General features: G+C 70.2%; 17 protein-coding genes. 8 read left to right on the top strand and 9 right to left on the bottom strand.

Going from position 1 to position 25,068, the window contains the following annotated elements; genetic code table 11:
• Positions 1 to 3 precede the first annotated feature (3 nt).
• The 5 genes from ACIRB4_RS28355 to ACIRB4_RS28335 all read right to left on the bottom strand — a co-directional run bounded on the left by ACIRB4_RS28355 (position 4) and on the right by ACIRB4_RS28335 (position 4,763).
• Positions 4 to 555, bottom strand: a complete 552-nt coding sequence (locus tag ACIRB4_RS28355; protein ID WP_403295064.1) for a hypothetical protein — start codon at positions 553 to 555, stop codon at positions 4 to 6.
• Positions 552 to 1,637, bottom strand: a complete 1,086-nt coding sequence (locus ACIRB4_RS28350; RefSeq protein ID WP_403295063.1) for an ATP-binding protein — start codon at positions 1,635 to 1,637, stop codon at positions 552 to 554. Before ACIRB4_RS28350 ends, ACIRB4_RS28355 begins: the two co-directional genes overlap by 4 nt.
• Positions 1,634 to 3,058, bottom strand: a complete 1,425-nt coding sequence (locus ACIRB4_RS28345) for a protoporphyrinogen/coproporphyrinogen oxidase (RefSeq protein WP_403295061.1) — start codon at positions 3,056 to 3,058, stop codon at positions 1,634 to 1,636. The genes ACIRB4_RS28350 and ACIRB4_RS28345 overlap by 4 nt, the downstream gene beginning before the upstream one ends.
• A gap of 201 nt (positions 3,059 to 3,259) precedes the next feature.
• Positions 3,260 to 3,514 carry a hypothetical protein gene (locus ACIRB4_RS28340; protein WP_403295060.1) on the bottom strand — a complete coding sequence of 85 codons (255 nt, stop codon included), beginning with the start codon at positions 3,512 to 3,514 and terminating at the stop codon, positions 3,260 to 3,262.
• Positions 3,515 to 3,578: 64 nt separating this feature from the next.
• Complete coding sequence (locus ACIRB4_RS28335; protein WP_403295059.1) at positions 3,579 to 4,763, bottom strand: helix-turn-helix domain-containing protein; 1,185 nt, start codon at positions 4,761 to 4,763, stop codon at positions 3,579 to 3,581.
• Between the two features lie 120 nt (positions 4,764 to 4,883).
• On the opposite strand from ACIRB4_RS28335, the gene ACIRB4_RS28330 reads away from it, so the two are divergent.
• Positions 4,884 to 5,438 carry a flavoprotein gene (locus tag ACIRB4_RS28330; RefSeq protein WP_403295057.1) on the top strand — a complete coding sequence of 185 codons (555 nt, stop codon included), beginning with the start codon at positions 4,884 to 4,886 and terminating at the stop codon, positions 5,436 to 5,438.
• A 788-nt stretch (positions 5,439 to 6,226) separates the two neighbouring features.
• Here ACIRB4_RS28330 and ACIRB4_RS28325 read toward each other — a convergent pair.
• Positions 6,227 to 12,940 carry a DUF3320 domain-containing protein gene (locus ACIRB4_RS28325; RefSeq protein WP_403295055.1) on the bottom strand — a complete coding sequence of 2,238 codons (6,714 nt, stop codon included), beginning with the start codon at positions 12,938 to 12,940 and terminating at the stop codon, positions 6,227 to 6,229.
• 355 nt (positions 12,941 to 13,295) lie between these two features.
• Here ACIRB4_RS28325 and ACIRB4_RS28320 point away from each other — a divergent pair, with 355 nt between their 5' ends.
• The 4 genes from ACIRB4_RS28320 (at position 13,296) to ACIRB4_RS28305 (ending at position 16,695) form a co-directional block, all read left to right on the top strand.
• Positions 13,296 to 13,967, top strand: coding sequence for an SMI1/KNR4 family protein (locus ACIRB4_RS28320; RefSeq protein WP_403295054.1), 672 nt, complete (start codon positions 13,296 to 13,298; stop codon positions 13,965 to 13,967).
• A gap of 735 nt (positions 13,968 to 14,702) precedes the next feature.
• Positions 14,703 to 15,266 (top strand): papain-like cysteine protease family protein, encoded by a 564-nt coding sequence (locus tag ACIRB4_RS28315; protein ID WP_403295053.1) that lies wholly within the window; start codon positions 14,703 to 14,705, stop codon positions 15,264 to 15,266.
• A gap of 10 nt (positions 15,267 to 15,276) precedes the next feature.
• On the top strand, positions 15,277 to 16,155 hold the full coding sequence (locus ACIRB4_RS28310) for a hypothetical protein (RefSeq protein ID WP_403295051.1): 879 nt from the start codon (positions 15,277 to 15,279) through the stop codon (positions 16,153 to 16,155).
• 204 nt (positions 16,156 to 16,359) lie between these two features.
• Positions 16,360 to 16,695 (top strand): thioredoxin family protein, encoded by a 336-nt coding sequence (locus ACIRB4_RS28305; RefSeq protein WP_403295049.1) that lies wholly within the window; start codon positions 16,360 to 16,362, stop codon positions 16,693 to 16,695.
• 375 nt (positions 16,696 to 17,070) lie between these two features.
• Here ACIRB4_RS28305 and ACIRB4_RS28300 read toward each other — a convergent pair whose 3' ends face one another.
• Both ACIRB4_RS28300 and ACIRB4_RS28295 read right to left on the bottom strand, forming a co-directional pair.
• Positions 17,071 to 18,675 (bottom strand): ABC-F family ATP-binding cassette domain-containing protein, encoded by a 1,605-nt coding sequence (locus ACIRB4_RS28300; RefSeq protein ID WP_403295048.1) that lies wholly within the window; start codon positions 18,673 to 18,675, stop codon positions 17,071 to 17,073.
• 200 nt (positions 18,676 to 18,875) lie between these two features.
• Positions 18,876 to 19,184 (bottom strand): hypothetical protein, encoded by a 309-nt coding sequence (locus tag ACIRB4_RS28295; RefSeq protein WP_403295046.1) that lies wholly within the window; start codon positions 19,182 to 19,184, stop codon positions 18,876 to 18,878.
• Positions 19,185 to 19,822: 638 nt separating this feature from the next.
• Here ACIRB4_RS28295 and ACIRB4_RS28290 point away from each other — a divergent pair.
• From ACIRB4_RS28290 to ACIRB4_RS28280, 3 genes are all read left to right on the top strand, one after another.
• Entirely contained in the window at positions 19,823 to 20,470 is a 648-nt protein-coding gene (locus tag ACIRB4_RS28290; protein ID WP_403295044.1) for a LuxR C-terminal-related transcriptional regulator, read from the top strand.
• Positions 20,471 to 20,624: 154 nt separating this feature from the next.
• Positions 20,625 to 21,368 (top strand): DUF4255 domain-containing protein, encoded by a 744-nt coding sequence (locus ACIRB4_RS28285; protein WP_403295042.1) that lies wholly within the window; start codon positions 20,625 to 20,627, stop codon positions 21,366 to 21,368.
• Positions 21,365 to 23,506: an ATP-binding protein gene (locus tag ACIRB4_RS28280; protein ID WP_403295041.1), complete on the top strand. Its 2,142-nt coding sequence runs from the start codon at positions 21,365 to 21,367 to the stop codon at positions 23,504 to 23,506. The genes ACIRB4_RS28285 and ACIRB4_RS28280 overlap by 4 nt, the downstream gene beginning before the upstream one ends.
• 111 nt (positions 23,507 to 23,617) lie before the next feature.
• Here the strand turns inward: ACIRB4_RS28280 and ACIRB4_RS28275 are convergent, their stop codons facing one another.
• The gene (locus ACIRB4_RS28275; RefSeq protein ID WP_403295039.1) at positions 23,618 to 24,994 is read right to left on the bottom strand and encodes a ricin-type beta-trefoil lectin domain protein; all 1,377 of its coding nucleotides are present in this window, start codon (positions 24,992 to 24,994) and stop codon (positions 23,618 to 23,620) included.
• Positions 24,995 to 25,068 lie beyond the last annotated feature (74 nt).

Raw genomic sequence — 25,068 nt, 5'->3', positions numbered from 1 at the left:
GGCTCACACCTCCTTCGGGGCGAGAAGACCGAGAGACCGCAGTCGGCCGGTGATGGCGCGGGGACGGTTGAGGTGGACGACGGGCTGGCCGTCGGCCTGGTCCGGGTGGAGACGTTCGGCCCAGCGACGGCGGTGCCGGCCGTGGTGGGCCGGGCCCCACCATAGGATCGAGTCGCGGGCCAACAGATGGCTGAAGGTCTCCCTATTCCCGGCAAACAGCTCCTGCCGGGTGCCGGCCCGCCGGAGCGAGCGACGGATCAGCCGGGGCAGACAGACCCTCAGCGGCAGGTCGAGCCAGATCACGAGTTCGGCGCGGGCCAGCAACCTCTCGCCGACTTCGCCGCCGTAGTTGCCGTCGGCGATCCAAAGGTCCGAGGCCAGGGCTTCGCGGACGCGGGAGTGGAAGAGCTCCGGGCCGACAGGGGTCCACCTCGGTCCCCAGAACAGCTCGTCCAGGTCGAGGTGGGGCAGGCCGGTGTGGGCCGCGATGGCGGCGGCGAGGGTGGACTTCCCGGAGGCCACCGGGCCGACCAGCGCGATGCGCTTGGGTATCACGGAAGCCTCCTCGCGACGGCGTCAGCGAGCCGTTCCAGCAGGTGAGAGGTGTGCACTCCGACGGTCACCTGCATCACCGGCACCCGGGCGACCAGGTCGTCCATGACGTCGGCGGCCTGCCGGGCCAGTTCGCCCTCGGGACGGGTGCGGTCGGCAAACCACGGGTGCAACCAGTCCTCGTCGTACGGGGTGCAGCACACGGCGGCCAGCGCAGCGCGAGCCGCCGCCGCGCCAGGGAAAGCGACGCTGATGTCCCGGTCGTCGTCATAGAGCCGCGGGAGCACGACGAGCCGCAGCGGGGCGCTTTCCCTCACACGGACGGCGAAGGCGCCAGCGAAGTCGTGCGGGGTGCACGAGGCTTTGCGGGACGTGCCGAAGTCGGTCGGCAGCACGCTGTGCGGCTGCAGGTTGCTGTTCGGGGCCAGCGCGGACAGGGTGCCGCCGGCGATGCGGACCGAGATCGGTACCCCGACCAATTTCGCGGCCGACTCGGTGACCAATACGCGGTCAGACCCGACGAGGTCGGCGCGGTGATGGGCGGCCAGGGCTGTGAGCAGGGTGGTCTTGCCGGCCCCGGATGGGCCGACGATCAGGACCCCGTGGTTGTCGACCGTGGCAGCTGCGGCGTGGAAGGCGGTCCAGCCGCGGTGTTCGGCGCAGCGCAGAACGACCTCGCGGATCACCCGCAGGGCATACCGCTCGCCGCGGTCGGTCCCTGGGTGCAGCACGATGTGCAGCCGGCCCGTCGCGTCGCGGGCGTACAGGTGGTCTGCCGGCAGGTGCGAGGCGGGGGCGGGCCTCCACCAGCGGACCTGCCCGAGCCGTGAGTCGAGGTACGGCTCGTCGCGGAACGGCAATACCTCCAGCGACTGTGCATCGGCCAGGCGGGCCTCGTGGTCGCGAAAGAGGTCTTCGCTGTGGTGGATGCGTATCTGCGTGAGCTGCCCGCACATTGGTGCCGGCGAGGTCTCGGGGGAGAAGCTCTGCAGGTGGATGCTTTGGTCAGCGTGGAAGGTCTCGTCGGTGCGAACGTCGAAGCGGTGCCCGGCGAAGGCGACCGTCCCGTTGCTGCGGCCGCTCACCTCCGTCCCCCTGTTGCCGCCATGGCGTCGGGTGCCTGAATGAGGAGTTCTTCAGCGGTGCCGTGCACCAGGCGTCGGGCGATGTCGATGCCCATCTTCACCGCGTGGTCCATGTTGCCGATCTCGTACCGCCACGTCCCGAACCGGCCTCGTGGGTAGATCCCTTGGGACTCCATCCACGGCACCACTGTGTCCAGGACCTCATCACGGTCGAGGGTGGGTATCGGGTAGGCGTAGTCGATCAGTTCCAGGTGGGTACTGGCCAGCGGCGCGTCCTCGGGCACGAGGCCGTGTCGCCGCAGGGCCTGGTCGCAGTCGCGTATGAGCCGGTGATGGTCCAGCCGGGTCCCCGGCAGCAGGGAGGTCTCGGTCATCCACGCGCTGAATGCCATTGTGTCGGCGCCGGGGACGTTGGCGGGCGCGTACTTGCTGAAGTTCGTGGCCCGGTAGAACGGCACCTCAGGCTGGGGGAAGTACAACCAGGACCGTTCGTCGGTGGTCGGGGCCTCGTAGCCGAGGCCGACCATGGCCACCGTGGTGTGCCGCAGCCGTCCGGCTGCCGCTCGCACCGCGTCCGGGGCGCCGGCCGTGATGGCGGAGAGCTGGTCAAGGGGACCGGTGGCCACCAGGTGGTCGAAGCCGATGAGCTCGCCGTCGGAGAGCGTGACAGTGCGGGCGGCCGGGTCGACGGCGGCCGCGCGGACTGACGTCCGCAGGCCCGCGTCGAGCCGTGCGGCCAGGCGGCGCCAGATCTCTCCGGTGCCGCCGCGGGCGGGGAAGGCGAAGGTGGCGTTGGGTCCCCACCGGCGGGCCGGCGGGGCGGTCCCCGAGAAGGCAGCCAGGATTTCACCGGGATCGACCGGGGCGACACGTTCGGCGACCCAGGACGAGGCCATCTGCTCAGGTGGCATCGCCCAGACCTTGGAGTTGTACGGGCCGAAGAACCGCTCCACCAGGCCCGATCCGTACATCGCCTGCAGCCACGTGGCGAAGTCCATACCCGCGGTCATCCCCTCCTCGCGCCGTTGGCAGGCGCGAAGAAGATCGTGCACACATGCCTCGGCGTCCTCGGCCGGGAGGCGGTGGAGGTACTGCTGGAAGGGGTAGGGCACCCACCGGTTGCGGAAGCGGATGTAGGACGACCGGTCGTGATGCAGCAGCTCGTCGGGGGTGAACAGCTCGGCAAGTAACCGGTCGAACTCGCCGAAGTGGGAGAAGACCACGTGCCCGCCCAGGTCCCAAGTGAAGCCGGCCGGATCGACCACGGACGAGGCAAGTCCGCCGGGCAGAGGGGCAGCCTCCAGCAGCGTCCAGGAACGGTGACCCAGCCGCTTCAACTCGTCCGCACAGGCCAGGCCACAAGGGCCGGCGCCGAGAATGACAATCCTCTCGGAGGGTAAGGCGTGCGGTGAATCGGGCATGAAGCCTCCTTCGATCGGCAGACGGTAAAGCTATGGCCCGCGTCCGGCGGGCAGCGGTGACAGAACGGGGGCGGGGTGACCCCACCGCCGATGCACGGGAAGCGGCGGGGTCACCCTGCTCAGCGACGGTTTCGACCACGAGGGGTTGGTGCGTGAGCGCGGGCCGCCGACAGGGTCCGGTCGGCGCAAGCTGGCGGAGCCTCAGGTCGCCGGCCCCTCGGTGTCCGGGTCCACGTGTGCGTTGTGGATGTGGAAGTAGGCCACCTCCACCTGCTCCTCGAAGCCCTTGCCGTCCACGAGCGCCTGGAACATCGTCGCGCTGACGGACCGGCAGTAGTCGCAGGTCTCAACACCAGCGGGTCCTTCGCGGCGCGCCATGGCCGCACGGGCCTGCTCCACTGCTTCGGGAGACAGCCCATCCAACAATTCCTCGGTCAGGTCCGTGTCATCGCTCACGCCGCCATCGTGGCCACTGAGGACCCTGGAAACTCTTTCACTTGAGCGAGAGTCCCATCGGCCCCTACATGCCGATCCAGCCCGCCATGTTCCGCAACGGCTCCGGCGTCCGGCGGGAGAGGTGAACGAGCCCGCGGATCGTCTCCCTGGCACCAGGGTGATAGCGGGTCTGCTCCGGCGCAGCCCGCCGCGCCGCCCAGAGCGACCTCAACGACGCCTCTGCTTTGCCCAGTTCCATCTCGACGCGGGCCCGGTCGATGAAGAAGTGCGCGCGGCGGGACGTCGCGATCGAGGCCGGCAGCTTGATCGCCTTGGCTTGCCGCAGCGCCTCGTCATACTGACGCATCTCCATCGCCACAGTCATCTCGTGCAAGGCCACGTTCACCGGACCGAAATTGAGCCAGTGCACCTTGCTGGCATCTCCGACCCGCCCCGCGTACTCGCGGGCCCGTGCGATGTGGTCGGCGGCCGCGCTAGCGTCCTCGGCCCGCGCGGCAAGCACGGAGCCGCCGAGGTGAAGCTGGCCGGCGACGGTGAGGGCTTCGCGGGTCGCGTCGCCCGGGCCGAGCAGCCTGTGGCCGGAGCCGACCAGGCGCAGGCCGATGCCGTACTCCCCTTCGCGGAAGTAGACCAACCCCCGGAAGTACTGCCGCATGGCCGCCAGGCAGGGGTCCGAGGCCCGCTCCGCGGCCCAGCCGAGCCGGTCGAGGGCGACGCTGGCAAGATCGAAGTACCCCAGCTTCACCGTGACGTCGTGCGCGGTGCGGTAGGCGGAACCTAGGGCCCGCCACAGCTCCGTCGTCGGCGAGCGCCAGCACAGGACGGTCAGCTCCGTAATGACGTCCGGAAGCGCTGCCGCCGCCGCATGCAGGTGGGTGGCGCGGACATGGGCACACAATTCCTCGGTGGCGGTGACGAGCTCGCCGGCCGTGCGTGTGGTGACCTGGGGATCGTCGCCGAGGTCGTACAGGTCTAGGGACTCACGGATCGGCCGGATCAGCTCCGCCAGCCGGTCCTCCTGCATCTGCGTCACGTACGGCTGACCCGTCAGCACCGTGACATCGATCCGCAGCGCCCGCGCGACGGCCGCGACGAAGTCCGAGGACGCCGGCCGGGCTCCGCACTCGACCTGGGTGAGCCAGCTGTACGAGTACGGAATCCGGTCGGACAGCTCCCGCTGCGTCAGCCCCGCCAGCCTCCGCTGTTCCTTGATCCGCGTACCGGTGTGGTCGTCGTCCCGCGTCGGCATGCCTGCCTCCCGTCTTTGACCCGTCACCCGGAACGCTACGCGCTGCTCTATGCCGCGACAGGTGGATTCACAAGGGGAGCCGCCAAGTTGGTGGCCGCCTGACTGTGATCGGATACCCTCATGACCACTCCGACCCTGTACCTGTTCAGTAGCGCGGCCCCGCCCGTCTTCGACGTTGCACGCGTCATCGAGGAGGCGCAGGCCGACGGCTGGGACGTATGCATCGGTCTTACCCCGACGGCCGCCCGCTGGCTCGCCGACTCCCTCGACGGCCTCGCCGCCCTCACCGGCCACCCCGTCCGCTGGGACTACCGCCTCCCCGGACAGCCGGACGTGTGGCCGAAGCCGGATGCCGTCATCGTCGCTCCGGCGACCTTCAACACGATCAACCAGTGGGCGCTCGGGATCACGGACAAGTGGCTCGTCGGCGTAGTTGCCGAGGGCATCGGCAAGGGCATCCCCATGGCGATGATGCCGTGCGTGAACCGGGCATACGTTGCGCACCCGCAGTTCGAGCGCTCGATCGACGCCCTCCGGAGCGCTGGGGTCCGGGTGCTGTACGGCGAAGGCGGTTTCATCCCGAATGAGCCGGGCCAGGGCAATCCCGCCACGTACCCGTGGCGGGCAGCCCTGGACGCCGTCGTCGACAGCCTTGGCCCGACCTCCATTGCATAGAGCCTGTCCAGCCGATCACGTACGGAGCCAGATGGACAGGGCCGCTGCGGTGAGGGTGCCGAGGTAGACGTCGACACGCGTGTCGTATCGGGTGGTGATCAGCCAGACAGGTCCTATCCGTCCGTGCTCGTGGCGAACGGGTCAGTCTGGTCCGAGGCGCACATGATGAGCGGCTGGCAGGCGATCGAGTGGCGGGCGATCGCCCCCAGTGCGCGCGATCGGATCACGCGAACATGGGCACATCCTCCCGCTCGGAGGGCTCTAGACGGCGTCTCATCTCTTGGCCTGATTGCAGCAGGGTGTTGATGTGTTGTTTGGCGAGCTCCTTGTGCCCTTCATCGATCAGCTCTTGTACGGCATCTACCGCAGCCTGGTAGTGGCGAACCCACTGGTAGAGAGGACTGTTGGCTCTGCGGACGATGCAGCTGGCCGCTCGAGCGACTGCCACGAGGAGATCACTGTCAAGGTCTACGAGGTGGGTATGTGCGACTGTCTCCATATAACCGTCTTGAGGTCTCCCTCTGGGGCAGTCGATCGGTGGCTCCGCCTCAGCGATGGCGGAGTCGATCTCGGGGATGTGTGTGTCGAGCAGCTCACGGACGGTTGCGCATGGCGGTATCCCACCGTCAGGACGGCCGGCACGTCGTAGAGCTCGTCCTCGCCGCACAGCTGTTTAGCAAGCCTGTGTCCGCTCGACGGCGGGCAGCTTCGATTCGCCGACGAGGGTGATGGAAGCGACCCACGGCCGCTCGCCGGCAGTCCCGCCGAGCGGCACCACTCGTGACTCGTCAGTCACCATCCGCAGGCATCAGGAAACCGTCCGCTTCACGGACCGCCCCCTTCGCGACGAGCTCGTCCACATCGCGCGTGAGCGCATCCCTGATATCAGGACCCAGCCGTGTCCATCCGAAGAAGCGTGCGACCTCGCGGAGCAGCTCCTCTCGGTGGACGCCCGGACTTTCCTCGACCACATGTCCCACGACGAGCCGCCGCTCGACCGACGGGACCTGCCCGACCTTGCGCGCCACGGTTGCTGTCGGAGTACGAGCGAAGGCCAGCTCCCGGCCAGGAACGTCGTACGCCTCGCCGACTCGCACGATCTGGCCCGCGGAGGAGATCCTCCGCAGCGCTCGACGAACCGAGTCGCGGACCACCGCGCCCGCCCTTGAGATGCCCCAGGCCGAACGGACCCGGGTGAAGATCAGGTCCTCCGTCATCGGGCCCTCAGCCTTGATCACGGAGAGGGCAACGTCGGCGACGACTCCCACGGCGTCCGGGTCCTGCAGCTCCGCATCCCGCATGCCGCGACGCTTGGCGGACGTGACCCGCAGGTTGACCAGTTGAACGTCGACGACCTCCTCATACACCCGGCTCCACGCGGGGGGCCCGTCGTCCACCGCCACGAACGTCACCGACGGCCCCATGTCCACCGTCGTGTCCGGCGCGGCAGATCCCTCTGCAGGAGCCTCCTCGCTGACCAGCTCCTCCGGTCTCACCCGAAACGGGTCCCGCGCGCACGCCTCCTCTACCGCGGCGCGCAGGCGGGCCATCGCGTCCCGGCGGTTGCGGTACCAATCCGTGCCCCAGATGCGGTGCAGATTCCAGCCGAGGTCGCGCAGTACGGCCTCCCGCAGCCGGTCGCGGTCGCGGGCCGCGCGCGAGGAGTGGTACATGACACCGTCGCATTCGATGCCGAGGGCGTAGCTGCCTGGGGCGGCAGGGTGCCGAACCGCCATGTCAATGCGGAAACCGGCGACGCCGACCTGGGGCTGTACGGAGTAGCCCCAGTCGCGCAGGACGCCCAGGACTTCTTCCTCGAACGGGCTCTCCGGCGCGGCGTCCGGGTCGGCCGCGGCCGTCTCCAGGATGTGGGGGCCGTGCTCGGCGTACTGGAGGTAGCGCTTCAGGTGCTGGACGCTCTTATTGCTACTGTCGGCCAGCTCGGAACCATGGAAGGAGGCGACGACCTCCATACGTCGCCGGGCGCGGGTCACGGCGACGTTGAGACGGCGCCAGCCACCGTCCCTGTTGATGGGGCCGAATGTCGAGAGCAGCTTGCCTCGGTGGTCCGGACCGTAGCCGACGGACAGGATGATGACGTCGCGCTCGTCGCCCTGGACGGTTTCCAAGTTTTTGACGAAGAAGCCGTCGAGACGATCTTCGGTGAAGAAGCGATCGAGGTCGGGTCGGGCGGTTCGTGCCTTCTGGACGGCTTCCTCGATGGCCTCGGCCTGTGCCTTGGACAGGGCGACCACGCCCAGACTGAGCCCCGGCCTGGTGGCGAAGTGGTGGATCACGCGCTGTGCGACTGCCGCCGCCTCGCCCGGGTTGTTGCTTCGACCACCCCGGTCGTAGACACCGTCGGCCTTGAAGAACTCGACGCCGAGGTCCGGGCTCTGCTCATACGCACCCGGGAAGGTCACCATGGTGTTGTCGTAGAAATCGTTGTTGCTGAAGGCGATGAGGTTCTCGTGGCGGCTCCGGTAGTGCCATCGCAGCGGCAGGCCACGCAGCACGCCGCTGGCCTTGCAGGCGTCGAGCACGGATTCGAAGTTGTCCGCGCCCTCCTCGTCCCATTCGTCATCGTCGTCGCCGTCGCCGCCGGCGCTGAAGAACGAGGTCGGCGGGAGCTGCTTTTGGTCGCCCGCCACGATGAGCGCGCTGCCGCGGTAGACGGAGTTCACCGCATCCTGCGGCAGCACCTGGGACGCCTCATCGAAGATGACGACGTCGAAGCGGAAGTCCGGCGGCAGGAACTGGCTGACCGTCAGAGGGCTCATCATGAAGCAGGGCTTGATGAGTCGCACGACATCCCGTGTCTCACCCAGCAGCTGCCGTACCGGCTTGTGACGGCGTTTCAATTGCGACTGGCGGCGCAACTCAGCTGCGGGGCCGATATTGGTTCTACGCGGGCGGCGGGCATTACATGCCGCGATGACCTCAGCGTGGGCAGCCTCCACAAGGGCGCGATCCGCGTCTCGGAATCGCTCGACGAGCTGATCGCGGTCCGCCGCGCGCATGGGCTTGAGCCGGGCGTCGAGCCCGAGGCGTCGCTCGATCCAGGCGGTAAGGACGGCGCGTTCGACAGAGGCGGGGAAGTCGGCCGCGGACACGCCGCGCTGGGCGAGCTGGGAGGGCAGCCCGTCCAGGCCGTACCGTCGCAACTGCTTGAGAGCCTCGGAGCACGTGGTCCATGCCTCGGGGCCGAAGGGGTCATTGTCCAGCTGGGACAGACAGGTCGCGGCAGCGGGCAGCGACCCCCGGAGCTCGCGCTGCAGAAGACGGCTGCGTTGCACGTCAAAGTGGGCGACGAGGTTGTCCCGCTGGCGCTGCCAGTCGTCGTGGCGGTCGGCCACGGACGTGTCGGAGGGGGCATCCAGCATCAGCCGGGCTGCTGGGGCGGACAGCGGGGCCCCGTGGCCTCCATGTGCTGTCCGGCGTACCTGCTGGGCCCAGTCCAGGGCGTCGAGCACAGCTCCCTTGTCGGTCGCCGCCCCCAGGTAGAGGTCACCGAGCAGCTCCTCGTGGCGTGGGGCGTCCTCGGTGAACCGCGCAACGACCGCCCGCGCGTCGACCACCGCCGTCACTGCCTGGCGAGCCCGTGAGAGGGACAGCCCGCTGTCGGCGTCGGCGACGCGCCCCACAGAGCGGAGGAGGTCGGCCGCGTCCTCGAAGGGTTCGACGTGGGCGCGTAGCCAGCGCGCCGCGTCGTGCAACGGGCCGGCCAGCAGCTGCGCGCCTGCGGCTGCCAGGTGCGGCTGACCGGCGTACTCCTGCCAGGCGCGCAGGTCGGTACGGAGCTGTGTCTCCGTCCGTCGCACAACGGCGTGCGGAACGGGCCGTTCGTCCGCTAGGAAGCCGATAAGACGTGCCCGTCGGGCGGGGTCGGCGAGCGTGTCCGGCGCCAGCCGCTCAACGGTGTGCGCGGCTTCCAGAGCGTCCTGCAGTGCGGCAGTGTCGACGCCGCTGTCGGGTGCGTACCGACCGAGCAGCCTGCGCTGCTCCTCGTCGGCGCGGGTGCCCGGGGTGGATTCGTGGATGGTCCAGGCGCGGTGCAGGAGTTCGAGGATGCCGCTCGGCCCCTGCTCTGCACCGAAAGAAAGTGCACGCAGTTCGGCGGGATCGGTGTCCAGCCCCTGGTACCAGGAACCGCAAAGACGACGGTGAGTGTTCTCCTCGGACGCGAACCGGGCGGTCTCTCGCCGGCTCTCCTGTGCGGCGCCGACCGCCGCCCGGGCACCTGCGAGCGTGTACGCGAAGTCAGGTCCGTCGTCGCGACGGCCGACGGAAGTGACCGTGTCGATGACGTCGACGGCCCGAGCGAGTGGATCCAGGTGGGCGCGCAGCCAGCGGGCGGCGTCGGACAGAGAGTACTTGGCGAGCTCGTCCGCGACGGCCGCCAGGCGGGGACGTGCCAAATCCTGCCGCCAGGTGTCCAGATCCTCGCTCAGGGCCCCGCAGTGCTCCAGCAGTTCCGGGGCAGGAGTACGACCGTCCGCGACCTGGGCGGCCATCAGGCCGCGACGATGCGGGTCCAGGACCGTGTCCGGCGCGAGCCGGTGCACGGAACCGGCGTGCGCCAGTGCCGCCTCCAGAGCAGGCACGTCGGGCAGTTCCGTCCCCGCGTAGCGTCCGAGAAGAACGGCATGCCTACGGGTGAGAGCCCGCAGGTGGTCGTGGGCCGTATGCCAGGCCAGGGCGTGCGGCAGCCGGGCGTACAGCTCGTTGCGCCACGAGCCCGCGATCGTCAACGCACCGAGTGCCTTGCGGTCTGCGCGTACCGCGCTGGACAGCAGGCCGCCAATTCCGCGTGAGCCTTCGGACAGGCGGCCTATCAAGTCCGGCAGTCCGGGGGTGACGGCGGTCTCGGGCCTGAAGACGTCCTGCGCAGCCTGCTCGGCCTCAGCGAGCCGGCGCGCGGCGTCGGTGATCTCCCCGCAGGCTTCCCGCACCTGAGACATCACCTCAGGGGCGAGCCACGTGTCCAGCATCCGGTGGGGGGCCGTGGCCAGCTTCACGAGGACGAGCAGCTCTTCGGCCTCCTGCATGCTCCTCGGCCGGTCACGCCCGAGAAGCCTGGCCGTGGCTGCGGCATGCCGCTCGGCGGATTCGAGGGTCGCCCCCAGGCTCGCGAACCAAGAGGAGAGCCCCGCGGCCTGCGTACGTGTCAGAGGGCTCAGGTCCAGGCCGGCTGGCTCCAGTCCGGCAAGGTCCTGCTCGGACGCCGGTGGTTGCGTGTCGAGCGTGGCGGGAATCGAGGCCCAACCAGGGCCGGCCTCTACGATCGCGTGTGCCTGTGCGGACAGAACCGTGTCACGTCGGGCGAAGAACGTGCGCAGACCGTCGGCGACGACGTTGACCGCCGCTCTGTCCGCCTCGGATGCTCCCCCGGGCACTAGCCACTGCTCGAGGGGCCGGTGGTCGGCTCCCGCCAGTGCGACGACGTCGCAGAGATCTTCCGCTGCCGCGGCGCTGCCCGGGATGTTCAGCCCCAGCTGCTGCGCAACCTCGGCAAGGGTGCGGTGCGTACGCTCAAGACTGTCCGCGGTCGTCTCGAACTCGTGGGCCAGCTCGTTCGCGTGCTCCTCCGACAGTTCGGAGGGATCGATACCGGCCGGAGAGAGAGCGGCCAGGGCGCGCTCGGCTTCGCTCGGCGCGGGAGTGAGACGCGGTGAGAGTTCCTCCCAGCGGTCCCCTGCCACGGAGCGGGCCGTGGCCTGCGCTCTGACCACCTTCTTGAGAGCGGAGACGAAGTCGTCGACCGGGCTCTCCACCGTGTCGGCGAAGTCGGCACTGGTCAGCCATGTCTCGGGCACCGGGCGGCGTGACTCGATCAGCGCGAGGAGGTCGATGAGCCGACGGACGCCACCTTCCTCATCGATCGGCTCGCCGTCTTGCAAGAGATCCTGGTAGTGCGCCACCGCCGCGGCAAGCCCGTCCCGTGCGGCCATGGCCTGGTCGAGCGCCGGGCGGGGATGGGGACTTCCGGCCTTCAGGTCACGCCAGGGAAAAGACGGATCGGCGACCGCCTGCCAGGCACCGGCAATGGCCTTCGTCGCCTCGATGACGAGGTGCAGGTCCTGTCCGCTGATTGCTGCGGCGTCGAACACCTTCTGCTTGCGGGCACCGCCGTCCGCATCCGAAGCCAGGAAGGCCACGTGCGCCTCGGACAGCTGCCCGACCCTGCCGATCACATCGTGCAGGCTCTGGCCGAGTGGCTGGCTGATCTCGTTCATCGCCTCGGCATAGGCGCTGAGGGCCTCGCGCGCCTCGCGGGCTCGGGCGACCGCCTCCTGGGAGAGCCGTGGGGCTCGCGGCTCCTCTTCCAGGGCCCTTCCCAGCTCCTGAGCGACGGCTCGGCGGCTGGTGTTGTGGCTGTGAAGAGGAAGGGCGTACGAGTCGAGACCAACGGATTTCAGCCGATCCAGCACCACGTCGAGCGCGGCAGCCTTCTCACTGACGAACAGCACGCTGCGTCCCGCGTGCATCAGACCGGCGATCATGTTGGTGATCGTCTGGCTCTTGCCCGTACCTGGCGGGCCGTCGAGCACGAAGGACCGCCCTGCGACAGCGGCCGCGACGGCCTGCCGCTGCGACGCATCGGCATCGAGGACGAGCGGGCTGTCCTCCGGCGGACTGAGCTCGTCGATCCGGTCGGCGTCGATCTCTTCGAAGTCGAAGCGGTCCGACGCCAGTCCTGCCTTGGGGCCGAGCGCCACTGCCCGTACGAGATCGCTCTTCAGGATACGGGCCTCGTTGTCCAGCAGGTCCTGGTACATCGACTCCTTGTGGGAGGCGAAGAGCGCCAGAACCACGCGCCTCGAAACCTCCCAGCCCGATTTCCCCGCCACCGCGGTGTTGACCGCGTCGATCACGGCGTCGAGGTTCGTCGGATCCTGTTCCGTGACGGGCGACCAGTCGATGTGGAACTGCTCCAGCTTGACCTTGAGCGCAGGGTTGAGACGCGGTTCCTCGTCGTCGTTGGCCACCAGGCGGATACGTCCGTTGGCCAGTCGCTCGATACGCACGGGAAGAAGGAGGAGGGGCGCATCGCTGCTCGTCGACGCGCCGTCCTCACGCCAGCGGAGGATGCCGACACCCAACTGGAGCGTCCACAGACCGTAGTCGTTGAAGAGTTGGGTGGACTTGCTGCGCAGGCTTGTCAGCGCACGGAGGAGCGCTGGACCCGTCGTCTTCTGGGTGACGATCCCGTACGCGGCACCATGCCGTTCGGCGAAGCGTGTTTGCGCCTGGCCCCCCTCAGAGTCCTCGGTGGCGGGCTCCTCGTCGGGCAGCGGCGCGAAGTCCCAGCCGCGTTCCAGACCCTCGATGAGTTCCTCGGCCGACGGATGCGCGATCTCCAGGGTCGCCGCCTTGGTGTGCCTGAAGTTGAGGAGCCGATTGCGGCCACTCAGGTCGACGAGTGACGTCCGCCAGTTGGCCAAGATCGCTTCGAACCGCTCCAGCTCTTCACCGCCACCAAAAGCACTCGGGTTTGCCACACTCGTCCTAGCTGCTCGTGTTCTCTCACTGGGCCTCCGAGAAGCGATGTGCCCTAATGAAGCCGCACAAGCCCAGGGCGAAGCCGCTCCCGAGAGAGTGGTGCCCTCCGGCTGCTCCAGTCCCGCCGACCCCCTGATTGGAGAATCCTATGACTCGGGCCCTATGGCGTGAAGAGCGGTGCCCCCCTGGCTCCGCCGTCAGCGACGCGGCTTCTCACGTGTTAACTCACCGCACGCGGAGCATCTCCGGGAACCAGGAGTCCAGCGCCGCCCACTTCGTGTGCCCGGTCGACGACTTGCACGGCGCGCCTGTGCTTGCAACCCGGGTGTCGGTGGCTGCACGTACGGTTTCCGCATGTCTGATGAGTGGTGGGTAGGCGTACGTCGGCAGGTTGAGGCGGCGGGTGCGGGACCTGGGGGCAGCGAGGTGTTCGGGGCGTCAGGGCACAAGTGGGTCGTGGAGGAGCCGCTGACCCAGGACGAGCTTGCCGAACTTGAAGCTCAGATAGGCGTGGGGCTGCCGGAGGAGTACCGGGCCTTCCTGCTTTACGTGGGTGCGGGTGGCGCCGGCCCCGCGTACGGCCTGTTCCCGGTTCGGCGCGTACAAGGTCGCTGGCGTTGGGAAGGCGACGGCGCGGATCTGGCCGACCTGTCGAGGCTTGCCGAACCATTTCCCGACCAGGGCCCGAGCCCGAAGCTGCTCGCCGATCTCCTTGCTCAACGCCCAGAGGAAGAAGACTTCGATGACATCGAGGACTTCGACGACGCCATCGAGGCGTGGGACGAGCGGTGGGAGGCTGTCATGTTTGCTTCGGAGCGCACCGTCGGTGCCATCGCGATCTCCCACCTGGGCTGTGCCCAGAGAGAGTGGCTGATCGTCAGTGGCCGACACCGCGGCACGATCTGGTCCGACAGTCGAGTGAACGATGTCGATCTCACCCCGCTCCTCGATGATGACGGTATGCCGGTGAAGTTCGCTCGTTGGTACACCGACTGGCTGGAGAAAGCCGAGAGTACGGCCCCGTAGGCCCGTCGCCTTGTGTGGAGCTATGAGGCGCCGTCCGGGGAAGTCGGCCACGGCAGCCTGTCCGCTCCGAGTAGAAGGGACGAACTGGGCCGTGACGCTCGTTTGACGCTCTGGGCGCCCACCAGTAGGGCGATGAGCAAAGAACGTGGCTCTGACCTGGGATTTTCCGAAGATCGCTCAGGCCAACATCTTTCCGATGACGCACCACGTGGAGTGCGTGGCGATTCTTGAGCCGGTGAAGAAGGACGCCTGACCTGCGGTTCTGTGTGGGTGCTTTATGGGCGGTTTGGGTATTTTCTCGACGCTGAGATGACGCTCGGGGCGCCCGTTTCACGCCCGTTCTGATGGGGCGTCAGGCGCCTTGTCGGACACCGTCAAAAGTGGCGAGCATCGATGGGCCGTCGAGGGCAGGTGGCGCTGAGCGCGGACCTAGCCTCGTCGCGGTGACCGCGCGGACGAACCGGCAGGAGGCCGACCAGGGTCCGGTGACCTCGATGCCGCCGGCCAGGCCGCCGACTGCCGCTACCTCGCCGAGTGGCTCGCGAGCAACCCCGCTCTGTAGCCGGCCTCCCCCTCGCCTTCGGGTGAGGGGGGCTTCGTAGGGTCCGATTATCGAGCAAATCACCCTTAAGGGCTGAATTTCGTCATCCTCCTTTATGCCTCGTCATGATGCGCTGTCATATGCCTGCGAGATCGCCCCGCTCGTCTCGTTCACCTTCAGGGGAAGGCAGGACCATGGGCAGATTCAGGTACGGCATCGCCGCGTCAGCCGTCGCGCTGGCCGCTGTGGGAGCACTCGCGGTCGCGGGAGGCACGGCTCACGCGGAAGCGGGTCAGGACAACATCGGCATGTACAAGCAGGAGAAGACCCAGTGGTGCTGGGTCGCCTCCGGGCTGACGATCGCCAAGTTCCAGGGTTACGGGTCCACCCAGACGGACTTCTGCAACCGGGCCCAGCCCTACTACGGCTGCAACAACCAGCCCGCCACGCTCGACGACATGGCCAGGGGCTGGCACAGCCTCGGCATGGCCCACCCCGGCTCGGGTCTGAACAGCGCGGCCACGTTCAACCAGGTGTACACCGACGTCAAGGCGGCCCGACCGGTCGCCGCCCGCATCGGGTGGACGTCCGGTGGCGGCCACATGAACGTGGTCTACGGCTTCGACACGTCGAACAACACCATCGGCGTGGCCGACCCGTGGCCGGACACCACCACGTACACGTGGTGGAACTACAACGACTACGTGAGCAACAGCTCGTCCAAGTGGACCCACTCCCGCATCGGCATCTCCCGCTAAGGCAGGCGACATGCGCGACACCAGTACCACCAGAACGGCCGCCAAGAGGGCGAGTTCTCGCTCCGCCCGCCTGTCCATCGTCCTCGCCCTGAGCGCGTCCGCCCTGCTGTCCGTCCTCGGCCCGGCCCACGCAGCCCCGGCAAAGGACCCGCTGCCCGCGGACATCCCCGACTACCAGGCCGCTCTCGAAGCCGTGAAGTCCACGGCCGTCCGCGACACCGTCTGCCGCTTCCTGCGCACCCCGCTGCCCACCGGGACCGGCGAGCCGATGCAGACGATCCCCGAGATGACCGAGCCGTGCCAGGGCCTGCCGGCCTTCACCATCAAGGACCCGCTGGCCCTCAACGAGATCACCCCCGGCTTCGTCGCCGGCACCGCCCGGCCCCTGCCCACTGAAGCGATCAAGCTCACGCAGCTGGTCTCCTCGCCGAGCACCACCGTCAACGGCCGCACGGCCACCGTCATGCTCGCCCCCACCCAGGGCGGCGGCTGGCACCTGGCGGCCGTGCGCGACGGGGACAGCGACGCCTCGTACGCGGGCATGGCCACCGTGGGAACGCTGGCCTTCACCGAGCCCCAGATCCGCGGCTGGTACCAGCTCAAACTCAACACCGTCGAGCCGCTCAACGACCAAGCCCGGCAAGGACTGAACGGGCAGGCGTCGGTATCGCTCGCCGAATACCAGCAACTGGTCAAGGCCCGCTACGCCGACAAACTGCCCGGCTCGGAGTACGACACCAAGGGTTACTCCAGCGGCTCCGGCACCCAGCACCAAGCGGACGGCACACCGGCCTCCACCCCGCTGCTCGCCGGCGGTTCCGGCGCGGCGCTCGCCCTCGCGGGCGGGGCGTTCCTGCTCCGCCGGCGCCGGCGCGCGAACACCGGCTGAGCCCGATCTGTATGCCCCCTCGCCCCGCTCCCGGCAGCCGGCCCGGGGCGGGGCGAGCCCTGGTCCTGGGTGTCGAGCCAGGACAGAACCAATCGAGCGCCGAAGTGTGCCGACTGCTTGCCGTACCCGTAGGGGGGCGGCCGGTGTCGCCGGCGGCGGGGGATGATGGGGGTGGAATGACGGAACGCGAGGTCAGGAGCTTCGATGGCGAAGCGGGTTCACCAGCCCCGTGAGGACGCGGAGTTCGATTTCATCCTCGGGATGAGCGAAGTTCCGGTCCTCGCGTACTTCACCGGGACATGGCCCAAGGCGATCGAGCCCTGCCGGGCGATGGACCTCGTCGTGGGTGGCATCGCCGACGAGTACACCGGCCGCCTGACGGTCGTCCGCACCGACATCACGCGCTGTCCGGCCGCAACCGAGCGATACGGGATCACCGGCGCCCCTTCCTACGTCCTGCTGAAGGAGGGAGAGGCGGTGGCCCGCGGTACGGGGCTCGTGACCGCCGCCGAGGTACGGGAATTCCTGGGGCCGAACTAGGCGTCGACAGCCGGGGCCAGATCCGGGACACCCTGGACGGGGGTATGGGCGACGCCACGCAATGGATCGAGGGGGGCATGACCCGCGGCGTCGGCTCTGCCGGGGGAGCACTACTACCGGCGGCTGATGACCGACCGTGTGCGCGCCGTGGACGCCGTCGCGCACCTGCCCCGTCCGACCACGGCGGCGGCTGCGGCTCCAACCCACCCGTCCAGCTTGACTGGCCGCACGAGCGCGGACTGACGCCGGAGCTGTGACCTCCGTATCAGCCCCCCGATCCTTTCCGCGACGCCGCTCCGTCCCCCGCGCCCGCCCGTTGCGGAGCGAACCACGCTGTCCGGTCGGGCGAGGGCGGGGGTCGGGCGAAGGCGGGGATCAGGCGAGGGCGACCAGGTCGCGGTACTCCTCGCTCCACAGGTCCTCGTCCGCGTCCGGCAGCAGCAGGACCCGGTCGGGGCGCAGGGCGTCGATGGCGTCCTCGTCGTGGGTGACCATCACGATCGCGCCCGGGTAGGAGCCGACGGCGGCCAGGACCTCGTCGCGGGAGGCCGGGTCGAGGTTGTTGGTCGGCTCGTCCAGCAGCAGCACGTTCGCGCCGGAGTGGACCAGCCCGGCCAGAGCCAGGCGGGTCTTCTCCCCGCCTGAGAGCACCCCGGCCGGTTTGTCGGCGTCGTCCCCGGAGAAGAGGAACGCGCCCAGCACGCGCCGGGCCTCACCGTCGCTCAGGTGCGGGGCCGCGGCGGCCAGGTTCTGGCGGACCGTACGCTCAGGGGCGAGGGTGTCGTGCTCCTGGGCGAAGTAGCCCAGGAGCAGCCCGTGTCCGTGCACCACACGGCCGGAGTCCGGCCGCTCCTGGCCGGCAAGGAGGCGCAGCAAGGTGGTCTTGCCGGCGCCGTTGAGGCCGAGGACGACCAGGCGGCTGCCCCGGTCCACGGCCAGGTCCACGCCCTTGAGGACCTGGTGGTCGCCGTAGGACTTGGTCAGGCTGACGGCGCCGAGTGGCATCCGCCCGCAGGGGGCGGGCTCGGGCAGCCGGATCTTGGCGACCTTCTCGGCGCGGCGGGCCGGTTCCAGCTCGGCCAGCATCCGGTCGGCACGCCGCGCCATGCTCCTGGCCATGACGGCGGTCGCGGACCGCGCCTTCATCTTGTCGGCCTGTGCATGCAGGGCGGCGGCCTTGCGTTCCGCGCCGGCCCGCTCGCGGGCACGGCGGCGCTCATCGGCTGCCCGCTGGGAGAGGTAGCCGCTCCAGCCGGTGTTGTGCTGGTCGATCGTGGCGCGGGTGGCGTCCAGGTGGAACACCCGGTTGACCACGTCGGCCAGCAGTGTGGTGTCGTGGCTGATGACCACCAGGCCGCCGGTGTGGCCCTGAAGGAAGGTGTGCAGCCAGGCGACCGAGTCGGCGTCCAGGTGATTGGTCGGCTCGTCCAGCAGCAAGGTGCTGTCGGGTCCGGCGAACAGGATGCGGGCCAGTTCGACGCGGCGCCGCTGCCCGCCGGAGAGCGCGCCCACCGGCTCGCCCAGCACGCGTTCGGGCAGCCCCAGACCGGCGGCCACCCGGGCCGCCTCGGCCTCGGCGGCGTAGCCACCGCCGGCCTGGAAGGCGGCCTCGGCGCGGGCGTAGGCGTTCATCGCCCGCTCCAGCGCGGCGGGCCCGTCGGCGTCGGCCATCGCGGCCTCCGCCGTACGCAGCCGGTGCAGCGCCCGGTCCAGGCTGCGGGCGGACAGGATCCGGTCGGTGACCGTGACGGTGGGGTCGGCGGCGCGGGAGTCCTGTGCCAGGAACCCGACCTCGCCGGTGCGGGTGATGGTGCCATCGGCCGGCTTGGCCTTCCCGGCCAGGGCGGTCAAGAGGGTGGTCTTGCCCGCGCCGTTGCGGCCGACCAGGCCGATGCGGTCGCCGGGGGAGACGGTGAAGGAAATGTCGGAGAACAGCAGGCGGGCGCCCGCGCGCAGCTCGACACCGCGAACGGTGATCATGGGGTTACGCTCCGAGAAAGCAAGAGGACACACTTCTGGCGTGGAAGCGGGTCCTCAGCTAGGAAACTCGGGGCGTAGACATGCGTCCACGGTAAGCGATGCCCTGTGAGCGGTGCATCCGCTTTTCTCTCGGGCCCCCGGTGGCCCCGTTTTTCAGGGGGGGGCGGTTTGGGGTGCGGGAGAGGGCTTCAGGAGCCCCTTCACCCCTTCACCCCTTGACCCCTTCGCGACCGCCGGGCTCCGCCGGAAGCAGCCGCGCGGGCGCTCTGCTCGCCGAGGACGACCTGATCACGGCCGTGGGCGGCTATCCCGCCCTCGCCGACCTCACGGCGGCGGCCCGGCGGAGCGTGTGCTGCGGCACAGGACCGGTGTTCGGTCAGCCGGTAGCCTTCGCCGTTGCGCACGGCGACCGTGCGCAGGGAGCGGGCGTCGGAGCCCGCGTCGGTCTCGGTGAGCGAGAAGCAGCAGGCCCGCTCGCCGCGGATCAGAGGCAGCAGGTACGTGTCCAACTGGTGCCTGGTGGCGTGCTGGAGCGGCTTGATCGCCTCTTCCGGACGGCCGGTTGGGAGGAGGTGAGGTTACGGCCGCCGTACTCCTCGGGCAGGTGGATGCCGTAGAACCCGAGTTCGCGGCTGCGGCGCCGGACCGGTTCGAGGCCGGCGCGGGTCAGGCGGGTGGTCGGCGTGATGCCGTGCTCGCGTTCACGGGTAGGCGAAGCCGGCGTGCCGCCGGAGCGGTGCCGTGGGGATCGACATTCGGTCGACCCGGGCTGGGAGCGCTCTCAGGGTGGGGGGTGTTTCGCGCGGCGTGCGGGGCGTCTTCGTGGCGCGGTGCGGAGAGGGCGTACCGACCACGCTGAGCTGGGGAAACGCTCCGGAGGGGGGCCCGGCGCAACGGCTCTGTCGCCTCCGGTGCCCGGTCGTCGACGAGGCGGGCGCCCGTCACCTTTCGGACACTTCGACGCCGTCCCGACGCGGACGCGGTGTGTTCGACCGTCCGCGGCGCTCGGTCCGACCCTACGATTGTGCCGACCATTGATGGGCACACGTATCCGATTTGTGCCTGCGATTGGCAGCCCGCCTCGGCGTGGGTGCGCCGATATGGGGGGAATTGAGTGCGTAGTTCATTAAGTTCATTACGGACGACCGTGGAGGACGGCGGGGCCGAGCCGGGGCGGCGGATACCGGTCGTCGTCCATACCGCGGATCCCATCTCCCGAGCGGGCGCGGTCAGTCAGCTGCGCCAGCACCCGGCCGTCGAGCTGCGGGAGGGAACGGAGGTCAGGCCGGGGACCGTGGCGGTGCTGATCGGTGAGACGCCGGACGAGTCGCTGCTCGCCCAGCTGCGCAGACTGGTCAGGAGCGAAGGCGCCCGCGCCGTCCTGGTCGTGAGCGCGGTCCGGGAGGCCGAGCTCCTCGATGTCATCGAGTGCGGGGCCGGTGCCGTCGTCTGGCGCCATGAAGCGACCGCGCACCGGCTGCTGCAGGCCGTGCTCGCCGCCTCCCGCGGTGACGGCGACCTCCCCGCCGACCTCCTCGGCCGTCTCATGAGCCAGGTCGGTACGCTCCAGCGTTCAGCGGCTGGCCACCCCGGCACCCCCACCTCCGGCCTCGTGGCGCGCGAGGTCGATGTCCTGCGGCTGGTCGCGGAGGGCCTGGACACCGGCGAGATCGCGGGCAAGCTCTCCTACTCGGAGCGCACCGTCAAGAACGTCATGCACGGGCTGACCACCCGTCTGCATCTTCGCAACCGCGCCCACGCCGTGGCCTACGCCCTCCGGGAGGGCTACATCTGACCGCGCGGGCAGACCCGGGGGCAGCCGCGGAGGGCCGTGCGGCCCCGTGGGTCCGCCCCTTCGCCTTCCCCGGAGCGCCTGCGGTGGCGGGTGCGGAGCGGTGAAGAATCGTCAGCACGGGGCTGTACGTACACGCAAGGCGGGAGCGCGTTCTGTGATCCATGAGGTGGACGACGTCCTCAAGAGGTTGCTCGCTGGTGGCGCCCTCGCCGGTTCCGGCATCGACGTCTCCCTGGAGGCCCCGACCCGTGACTGGGCCGCCCGGCGCAACGCCCCCGCCATCAACGCCTACTTGTACGACATCCGCGAAGACGTCACCCGCCGCCAGCGCGGCACGGTGCCGGTCACGGACCAACGCGGCGCGGTCCTCAAGCGGCGACAGCCGCCCCGTTGGTTCCGGCTGTCGTACCTCGTCACCGCCTGGACGAAGCAGCCCCAGGACGAGCACCGCCTCCTGTCGGCCGTGCTGGCGACCCTGCTGCCCCGCGAGATCCTGCCCCCCGAGGAGCTGCCCGGCTCGCTGGGCGCATTGGGACTGTCCGTACCCCTCACCGTCGCCGGGATACAGAGCGATTCGCGGTCGACGGCGGAGATCTGGTCCGCGCTCGGTGGCGAACTCAAGCCGTCCCTGGACGTGGTCGTGACCGCACCCTTCCCCGCGTTCCCCGAGTACGACGCCGGGCCGCCGGTCACCGAGGGCGCGGCGGTGAGGGTACGCGGGATCGACGGCACCCTGGAAGGATCGCCGGAGCGGCGGCACCGACCGCCGGCGTCGTCCGGTGTCGTCACGTCGGGCGCCGACACCGGTCTCCCGGACGCACGCTTACCGGACAACGGCCCGCCGGCCGCCGGTCTTCCGGACGCCGACCGCGCGAGCGGGGAGACCCGGCGGCAATGACGACGTACGCCTTCGCCGACCCCGCCGACCCCGCCGACCCCGCCGGCTCCGCGCCGGACCGCCCCGCTCCCGACCCGGAGACGGACCCGGCCTCCGCGCTCCTGGACCGTCTGGACCGAGTCCGCGAGCGGGTCGCGCGGCTGGTCGAGCTCCGCCGCGCCGACGATCCCACGGCCGCGGACCCGCTGCGCGGCCTGTACCTGTCGGACGAGGCCGTACGTCACGTACTCGGCTCCACCGTGCGACGACAGGGTTCGCGACAGGGTTTGGGGGAGGACGCCCAGGGCCCCTCCGCCTCCGCCTCCGCCTCGGACCGGTCGGCACGGCTCGCTGTGCGGCTCGGACTGGGGGAGCTGGAGACGGAGCTGCTGCTCATCGCCCTCGCGCCCGATCTGGACCGGAACTTCGAGCCGCTGTACGCCTACCTCAACGACGACGTCAGCAGGCGCCGGGCCACCACCGGACTCGCCCTCGACCTCTGCGGCCTCCCCGCGCACCTGCCCCGCGCGCGGGCCCTCTTCCACCCGGCGGCGCCGCTGGCCGCCCTCGGACTGGTCGAGATCGAGGAGCCTGAACGGCCATTCCTGAGCCGTTCCTTGCGCGTCCCCGACCGGGTCGTCGCCCATCTCCTCGGCGACGACACCCCGGACGCCGCGCTCGCCGGCCGCGTACGTCCGCTCGCGGCGCCCCTCAGCCCGTACGACGAGGAGTTCACCCGCAGACTCGCCGACCGGCTGGCCGCAGGTCCGCTCACCGTCCATCTGCGCGAGCACCGGGAGGGCGACGGGCTCACCTGGGCCGCGGCGGCGCTGGCGGCGGCCGGTCTCGACGCCCTGCACTGCACGCCGCCCGCCCTCACCGCCCCTACGCCGGGCACCGGTCCTGGCCCCGCCCACGGCTCCGGATCCGGCTCCGGCTCCGACGCTGAGCCCTTCGCCGCGCTGCTGCGCGAGGCCCGGCTGCGGGGTCTGGCGCTCGTCGTGTCGCCGCTGCCGGACGATGCCGGGCCGCTGTTCGGAGCGCTGGCCGCCGACGACGTACCGGTGTTGTTCACCGGCACCGGCCCGTACGACCCCCAGTGGTGCGACCGCGACCCGCTGGTCCTCGACGCGCCGAGGCTGCCCACGGGCGCCGCCGACGTGTGGGCGGCGGCGCTCGGCGACGCGGCGAAGGACGCCGGGTTCGACCTGGCGGCCACGGTGGCCCCGTACCGCCTCGGTGCGGACCGGGTCCCCCGGGCCGCGCGTGCCGCCCTGGACCTCGCCGCGTTCGACGGCACACCGCTGACCGCCGGCCACGTCCGGCTGGCCGCCCGTCGGCAGTCCGCGTCCGGGCTCGAGCGGCACGCCCGCCGGATCCGGCCGGACGTCGGCTGGGAGGACCTCGTCCTGCCCGAGCGGCCCCGCGCCCAACTGCGGGAACTCGCCCTGCGCGCCCGCCACCGCGACCGGGTCCTCGGAGACTGGCGGCTCAGCGCCGGAGGCGGCCGGGGGCGCGGCGTGGTGGGGCTCTTCGCCGGCGAGTCCGGCACCGGCAAGACACTGTCCGCCGAGGTCGTCGCCGCCGAACTCGGCCTCGACCTCTACGTGGTCCAGCTGTCGTCCGTCGTCGACAAGTACGTGGGCGAGACCGAGAAGAACCTGGAACGGATCTTCACGGAGGCCGACCGGACCGACGCCGTACTCCTCTTCGACGAGGCCGACTCCGTCTTCGGCAAGCGCTCCGAGGTCAAGGACGCGCACGACCGCTACGCCAACATGGAGAGCGCCTACCTCCTCCAGCGGCTGGAGTCCTTCGACGGCATCGCCGTGCTCACCACCAATCTGCGCGCCAACATCGACGAGGCGTTCACCCGGCGCCTGGACCTCGTGATCGACTTCCCGTTCCCCGACGCGGAGCAACGGCTGGCCCTGTGGCGGCACGCCCTCGCGCGCGTACCCTGCGCGGACGGCACCGACGCCGGGGTGTGCGCGCGCGACTTCGAACTGGCCGGGGGATCGATCCGCAGCGCCGTCGTCACCGCGGCGTACGCCGCCGCGGGCCGAGGCGAACCGGTCACCACGGCCGACCTGCTGGAGGGCGCCCGCCGTGAGTACCGCAAGGCGGGACGCCTGGTGCCGGGCGAGGGCGGCTGGTAGCCGGTCGGGCTCTCGCCCGGTCGGGCTCTCGCCTGGTCCGGTGCCACCCGGCCAGGCCATCGCCCGGCCGGACCTCACCCTCACCCGGCATCAGAGGGGGCGTCTCCCGGCCTACTCCACGCGCCACTTCTGGTTCGGAGTCCCGGCGCACGTCCACAGCAGGAGCCGCGTTCCGTTGGCGGTGCCGTGGTCGTCGGCGTCCACGCACTTGTTCGCCTGCGGGTTCACGAGGTCGCCGGCGCCGCTCAGCACGAACTGCTGGGCCGGGTTGCCGCTGCACCGGGCCAGCTGGATGGCCGCCCCGTCGTCGCGGGAACCGTTCGCGACGTCCATGCACAGGCCGAGCGCCCGTACCGTGCCGTCGCCCCGGAAGTCCCACTTCTGGTTGGCGCTGTCCATACAGTCCCAGAGGTGGAGCTTGGTGCCGTCGCGGCCGACGCCGTCCTGAGCGTTCGGCACGTCGACGCAGCGGTTCGAGCCCTGACCGATGATCAGGGACCCGACCGCGGCCGGCTGCTCGGGCGGCGGGGGTTCGCCGCCCGAACCGCCATCGTCTCCTCCACCTGATGTCGAACCCGCCGTGTCCGGTTCCCCGCCCGCGTCCTGGCTCGGCGGCGCGGGATCCTCCTTGGGCGGCTCCGACGGGGTTGGCTCCTTCGCGGCCGGAGAGCTCGCGGCCGGTGCCGGCGGGGTGGGGCTCGGCAGCACGGAGGCACCGGCCGCCGCCGGCTTCTCCAGCGCCGCGCTGCGTACGTCGGGCTTGTAGGCGATCCAGAGCATCACGAAGGTGATGGCGAGTGCCAGGAGGATGCCGAGGAAGGTGGCGAGCCAGCCGGGGAGGAACCCGCGTTGGACATAGGTGCCTTCGACATCCAGGGGCGTCACTCCGGACCGCTGCACGGCCAGCGTGTACGGCCGCTGCTGTTTCGAGCCGAACCAGATGATCTCGCGGGGCTTGAGCGTCGTGTTCACGAACGCGGCGCGGCCGGGCTCGATCTGCACGTTGGACGGATGGATCTCGTACGAGAGGTCGTCGCCGTTGTCGCTGCCGCTGACCGACGCCGTCAGCTTCGTGTTACCGAGGTTGTCGATGGCCAGCTTGGGCCGCCCCCGCAGCCGCCCCTTCACGGTCGGCGGTACCAGCTCCGCGCGTACCTCCGTGAACGGCGTCACCGTCAGGTTGCCCTCCGGGACGGTCGTGGCCTCCGGGTGCTCGGTCGGCGTGACGCGTACGGCATACGGATGCGGTCCGGCCGCCGCGTCGGGCGTTCGCGGCGGCGAGAACGTCAGTTCCACCGTGCCCGTGGTGCCGGGGTAGAGGCGCAGCGTCTGCGGCTCCACCGTCGTCCAGAGGGCGACGTCGCCGACGGGCTCGAAGCGGTACTCGTCGACGATGTCCCCGGTGTTGCGCAACCGCAGTCGTACGGTCGTCGTGCCACCGGGGTCCACCGTGGCCGACGCGGGTTCCAGAGAAGTCCAAAGGCTCACGTTCGGACGCTAGCCGCGAGGCCGGCGCCGGGGCAGGAGCCGCAGGGGTACGGTCGCTGCCCGCAGGGGCAGCG

Source organism: Streptomyces sp. NPDC093600, assembly GCF_044764755.1.
Classification (GTDB): domain Bacteria; phylum Actinomycetota; class Actinomycetes; order Streptomycetales; family Streptomycetaceae; genus Streptomyces.
This window is presented reverse-complemented; position numbering and strand designations above follow the sequence as displayed.

What these genes read in the sequence shown, in the direction of transcription:
- ACIRB4_RS28330 (WP_403295057.1), top strand. Translation starts at nt 4,884, where the DNA reads ATGACCACTCCGACCCTGTACCTGTTCAGTAGCGCGGCCCCGCCCGTC.
- ACIRB4_RS28320 (WP_403295054.1), top strand. Translation starts at nt 13,296, where the DNA reads ATGTCTGATGAGTGGTGGGTAGGCGTACGTCGGCAGGTTGAGGCGGCG.
- ACIRB4_RS28335 (WP_403295059.1), bottom strand. Translation starts at nt 4,763, where the DNA reads ATGCCGACGCGGGACGACGACCACACCGGTACGCGGATCAAGGAACAG.
- ACIRB4_RS28315 (WP_403295053.1), top strand. Translation starts at nt 14,703, where the DNA reads ATGGGCAGATTCAGGTACGGCATCGCCGCGTCAGCCGTCGCGCTGGCC.
- ACIRB4_RS28300 (WP_403295048.1), bottom strand. Translation starts at nt 18,675, where the DNA reads ATGATCACCGTTCGCGGTGTCGAGCTGCGCGCGGGCGCCCGCCTGCTG.
- ACIRB4_RS28345 (WP_403295061.1), bottom strand. Translation starts at nt 3,058, where the DNA reads ATGCCCGATTCACCGCACGCCTTACCCTCCGAGAGGATTGTCATTCTC.
- ACIRB4_RS28310 (WP_403295051.1), top strand. Translation starts at nt 15,277, where the DNA reads ATGCGCGACACCAGTACCACCAGAACGGCCGCCAAGAGGGCGAGTTCT.
- ACIRB4_RS28280 (WP_403295041.1), top strand. Translation starts at nt 21,365, where the DNA reads ATGACGACGTACGCCTTCGCCGACCCCGCCGACCCCGCCGACCCCGCC.
- ACIRB4_RS28305 (WP_403295049.1), top strand. Translation starts at nt 16,360, where the DNA reads ATGGCGAAGCGGGTTCACCAGCCCCGTGAGGACGCGGAGTTCGATTTC.